5 protein-coding genes are annotated in these 4,450 nt (G+C 69.2%); 4 read left to right on the top strand and 1 reads right to left on the bottom strand.

The features are described from left to right. Positions 1 to 520: 520 nt before the first annotated feature. Positions 521 to 973: a MarR family winged helix-turn-helix transcriptional regulator gene (locus ACFV9O_RS39715; protein ID WP_385427807.1), complete on the bottom strand. Its 453-nt coding sequence runs from the start codon at positions 971 to 973 to the stop codon at positions 521 to 523. A 129-nt stretch (positions 974 to 1,102) separates the two neighbouring features. Between ACFV9O_RS39715 and ACFV9O_RS39710 the strand changes: the two genes are divergently transcribed. The 4 genes from ACFV9O_RS39710 (at position 1,103) to ACFV9O_RS39695 (ending at position 4,408) form a co-directional block, all read left to right on the top strand. Continuing rightward, positions 1,103 to 2,152 carry an LLM class flavin-dependent oxidoreductase gene (locus ACFV9O_RS39710; protein WP_385427804.1) on the top strand — a complete coding sequence of 350 codons (1,050 nt, stop codon included), beginning with the start codon at positions 1,103 to 1,105 and terminating at the stop codon, positions 2,150 to 2,152. Continuing rightward, positions 2,145 to 3,176: an LLM class flavin-dependent oxidoreductase gene (locus tag ACFV9O_RS39705; RefSeq protein WP_385427800.1), complete on the top strand. Its 1,032-nt coding sequence runs from the start codon at positions 2,145 to 2,147 to the stop codon at positions 3,174 to 3,176. Before ACFV9O_RS39710 ends, ACFV9O_RS39705 begins: the two co-directional genes overlap by 8 nt. 4 nt (positions 3,177 to 3,180) lie before the next feature. After that, positions 3,181 to 3,921, top strand: coding sequence for an NADPH-dependent F420 reductase (locus ACFV9O_RS39700; RefSeq protein ID WP_385427797.1), 741 nt, complete (start codon positions 3,181 to 3,183; stop codon positions 3,919 to 3,921). 253 nt (positions 3,922 to 4,174) lie between these two features. Next, positions 4,175 to 4,408: a hypothetical protein gene (locus tag ACFV9O_RS39695; protein ID WP_385427794.1), complete on the top strand. Its 234-nt coding sequence runs from the start codon at positions 4,175 to 4,177 to the stop codon at positions 4,406 to 4,408. Positions 4,409 to 4,450 lie beyond the last annotated feature (42 nt).

Raw genomic sequence — 4,450 nt, 5'->3', positions numbered from 1 at the left:
CGCCCGCCGCTGATTCCCCCCGGGGGCTGACGCCCCCGGGCCCCCACGGTCCCGGCCGCGACTGCGCGCCCGGGACCGTGGTGTTTGCGCGGGGCCGAGGTTGCCCGGTGCCGGGTCGGTCGCCGCCGGGGTCCGCCCGGTGCTCGTGTCCTGGATTGCCGGCCCCCACCAGGCTCCGGGCGAGCTGCGGGCGCCATTGCGTCCAGCACACGCCCCCTGCGCGTCCCCTCGGGCGTGCCCGCGTGGACCGATGCCCGGTGGCCAGCCATGCCGCCGTTGGTCTCTGTGTGCGACCGCCCTGTTGGTCGGTGCGACCGCCCTGTTGGTCGAACGCGGTGCGCGTCACACCAGTGCGCGGTGCCGCCGCGCAGCGGCCGTCCTATCGTCAAGGTGCGCAGTCCGACGGGGCCGCCTGCGTAGCAGATGGCGTTGGTCACCGACTCGCTGACGACGAGTTCGGTTGGTGAAATCGAGGTCGGTCGAGTCCCCACGCGGACAGTTGGCCGGTGACCTCTACCCCTTAGTTGTTACGCGACGCCCTCAGGCGGGCGCGTAGCGCCGCCGCGATCCGCCCAGCTGCCGCGAGCTCGTCCGGCGTGAGCGGATGGACGAACAGTTCGTGGACGGCGCGCAGATGCGGCACCGAAGCGTTGCGGAACGCTTCCCTACCTTTGGCCGTGAGCACCACCTCTGCGCCTCGGCCGTCGGTGACGTGTTTCTCGCGCCGAATCAGCCCTCGTCGCTCCATGCGCTTGATCTGGTGCGAGAGACGGCTGCGCTGCCAGCCGATGCGGGCCGCCAGTTCGGAGGGGCGCAGTCGCCCTTCCGCTTCTCGCAGCGCGAGGAGCGCGGCGTAGTCGCCCGGCGACAAGGAGGACTCGCTGTGCAGCCGTGACGAGAGTTCGGAGCGGAGCGCTTCCGTCGTCTCGATGAAGTCCTGCCAAATCCGCAGTTCCTCGGCGGTGGGGAACACCCTGCGTCGCTCTCCCACTGCAACCACCCCCTTTAGTTGACACGTCAATTATGTTGCGTAAAGATTGACGCGTCAACCAAACGGCTGCCGCGTGACACCGGACGTCCCGGGAGCCAGTAGGAGGAGTCCATGACGGCCACAACGTTCCAATTGGGGCTGAACTCGTTCGGAGAGGTCGCCACCGACGGCGACCGGCCGCTGAGCGATGCCGAGACCGTTCGCCTGTTGATCGAGGAGGCCAAGCTCGCCGAGGCCGTGGGGCTCGACGTGTTCAGCGTCGGCGAGCACTACCGCGCAGGACACAACGACAGCGCCACCCCCGTCCTGCTCGCCGCGATCGCCACCGCGACGGAACGCATCCGGCTCGGCACCTCGGTGACCGTACTGAGCACCAACGACCCCGTGCGGCTCTACCAAGAGTTCTCCACGCTGGACGCCGCCTCGAACGGCCGCGCCCAGCTCGTACTGGGGCGGGCATCGGCCACTGAGTCGTTCCCGCTGTTCGGCTACGACCTCGCCGACTACGAGGAGCTGTTCGAGGAGAAGCTCGACCTGTTCATGCGCCTCCAGCGTGAGGACTCGGTGACCTGGTCGGGCCGGTTTCGGCCGCCGCTCGTCGAGCAGCGACTGCATCCCCGGATGCCGCCCGGTGGCATCCCCACCTGGATCGGCGTGGGCGGCAGCCCGAACTCCGTGGTCCGCGCGGCCCGCTACGGCCTGCCGCTCATGCTGGCCGTCATCGGTGGACGCCCCCAGCGCTTCGCCGGCCACGTCGAGCTCTACCACCGGACGCTCGAACAGCTCGGGCACACCAGGCAACCCGTCGCCCAGCACTCACTGGGGCTCATCGCGGACACCGACGAGGAGGCGATCGAGACCTGGTGGCGGTACTGGCAGCCGGTCGTCGCCGCTCTCGCGGAGGAGCGCGGGTTCTACAAGCCGACCCGCGAGCGCTACCTGTCGGAAGTCGGCAAGGGCGCACTCTTCGTCGGCTCCCCCGAGACCGTCGCACGCAAGATCGCCACGATGGCCCGCGATCTGCACCTCAGCCGTTTCGATCTCAAGTACGACGTCATGAACCTCCCACGCGAAGCCCGGGCCCGCACGATCGAGCTGCTGGGCAGCGAAGTCGCCCCGCGGGTGAGGCAACTGCTCACCAAGGAGCCCAGCCATGTCTGATCTCGTCTTCGGTCTGGACACGTTCGGCGATGTGCCGGAGGACGACTCGGGCACCCCGGTGTCCGACGCGCGGGCCATCCGGCAGGTCCTCGACGAGGCCGTTCTCGCGGAGCAGACCGGCGTCGACGTCCTCGCACTCGGTGAACACCACCGCCCGGAGTTCGCGATCTCCACTCCGGAGACCGTGCTCGCCGGCATCGCCACACGTACGAGCCGTATCCGCCTCGCGTCCGGCGTGACCGTGCTGAGCTCGGACGATCCGGTCCGCGTGTTCCAGCGGTTCTCGACCGTGGACGCGCTCTCGAACGGCCGGGCCGAGGTCATCCTCGGGCGCGGCTCCTTCACCGAGTCGTTCCCCCTGTTCGGATACGACCTGAGCGACTACGACGTGCTGTTCGAGGAGAAGATCGAGCTCTTCGCCAAGCTGCTGGAGGAGAAGCCCGTCACCTGGAGCGGCACCAAGCGGGCTCCGCTCGACAACGCCGACGTCTTCCCCAAGACCGAATCCGGGCACCTGAGCACCTGGGTCGGTGTCGGCGGTTCACCCCAGTCGGTCATCCGCACCGCGCACTACGGGTTCCCCCTCATGATCGCCATCATCGGCGGCAGCCCGGAGCGCTTCGCGCCCTACATCGACCTCTACCAGCGAGCCACCGACAAGTTCGGCACGACCGCTCACCCGGTCGGAATGCACTCGCCCGGCTTCATCGCCGACACGGACGAGGAGGCCCGGGAGCTGCACTGGCCGCACTACAAGGTCATCCGTGACCGGATCGGCGCACTGCGGGGCTGGCCGCCGCTCCGCAAGGAGGAGTACGAGGCCGAGATCGAGCACGGCTCGCTCTACATCGGCTCGCCCGAGACGGTCGCCCGCAAGATGGCCCGCGCCATCAAGGCGCTCGGCGTCGGCCGTTTCGACCTCATCTACACCACGGGGGCACAGCCGATCAGCGCCCGCCTGCGCGCAGTCGAGCTGTACGGCACCAAGGTTCTCCCGATGGTCCGCGACATCCTCGCAGGCTGACGCCATGAATGGAGCAGAAATGGACACCGCCACCGCCGCTGCCGTGCGCACGGTCGGCATCCTGGGCGCGGGGAAGGTCGGCACCGTGCTGGCACGCCTGGCCCTGGCAGCCGGCTATCGCGTGCTCATCGCCGGATCGGGCGACCCCGCCAAGATCGCACTCACCATCGAAGTCCTCACCCCCGGCGCCGTCCCGGTCACCGCGGCGGCCGCCGCGGAGGCAGATGTCGTCATCCTGGCGCTCCCCCTCGGCAAGTACCGCACGATCCCGGCCGAGGCGCTGCGGGGCAAGCTCGTCGTCGACGCCATGAACTACTGGTGGGAGGTCGACGGCATCCGCGACGACCTCACCGACCCGCTCACGTCCTCGAGCGAGACCGTGCAGGGGTATCTGTCCGGAGCCCGGCTGGTCAAGGCGTTCAACCACATGGGCTACCACGATCTCGAGGACGGCGCTCAGCCCGCGGGAACGCCGGGAGGACGCAAGGCGATCGCGATCGCCGGTGACGACCCGGACGACCTCGCCACCGTCGCGCGGCTCGTCACCGCTTTCGGCTTCGACCCCGTCATGGCAGGTCCCCTCGCCGAAGGAGTACGGCTCGAACCGGGCACCGAGCCTTTCGGCGCCTACGTCGGCGCCGGGGAGCTGCGCGCGATGCTCATCCGCTTCCCGGAATCGGAGCGCGGACGGGCCGTGATCAGCGCGAGGACCGCCGCCTCGGCGTCGAGCGACCAAGCAGCCTGAGCGCCAACCCTGCTTGGCCGTCGCCGGCTCCGACCGCCCACACGGTTGACATGCCATCTAAGGTCCTCTGGCTCAGGTGCCGCATCGCCCTGCGGGCAGACACTCGTCGTCCCGCCTGTGCCGCGAGGGCGGCGCCCAGGGTCGCGCGCGAAGCAACGTGGTCAACTCCCGTACGCACCAGGCGACTCGGCGCAAGCCGGTCGAAGGCTCGCTCGGATTTTGCTTTACTTGTCAAGCAGATAGGTTGTGAGGCATGTCCCCGGAACAGCAGCCCTTGAGCCCCCTGGACCCCACGGAAGAAGCGCTCGTGCGAGCGCTGGGCCAGGTCATGATGGCGCTGCCGCGCACGGTCGACGCGGACATGGTGCGCGACGGAGGTCTGCGCCTGTCCGAGTACGGCCCCCTGAGGCTGCTGTCCGAGGGACTCTGCTGCGTAATTCGCGGGTCAGGCTGTGAGTCGGTAGGCGAGGCGTTCGAGGCGGCTTGAGCGGGTGTGGTGCTGGTCGTGGCCGGTCCAGTAGGCGTCGAG

Source organism: Streptomyces sp. NPDC059909 (genome assembly GCF_042730885.1).
Classification (GTDB): Bacteria; Actinomycetota; Actinomycetes; order Streptomycetales; family Streptomycetaceae; genus Streptomyces.
The sequence above is the reverse complement of the archived record's forward strand: the minus strand, read 5'-3'. Positions and strand labels throughout refer to the sequence as shown.

Excerpts from the sequence above, each read along its gene's own strand:
- ACFV9O_RS39710 (WP_385427804.1), top strand. The coding sequence starts at position 1,103 with ATGACGGCCACAACGTTCCAATTGGGGCTGAACTCGTTCGGAGAGGTC.
- ACFV9O_RS39700 (WP_385427797.1), top strand. The coding sequence starts at position 3,181 with ATGAATGGAGCAGAAATGGACACCGCCACCGCCGCTGCCGTGCGCACG.
- ACFV9O_RS39705 (WP_385427800.1), top strand. The coding sequence starts at position 2,145 with ATGTCTGATCTCGTCTTCGGTCTGGACACGTTCGGCGATGTGCCGGAG.
- ACFV9O_RS39695 (WP_385427794.1), top strand. The coding sequence starts at position 4,175 with ATGTCCCCGGAACAGCAGCCCTTGAGCCCCCTGGACCCCACGGAAGAA.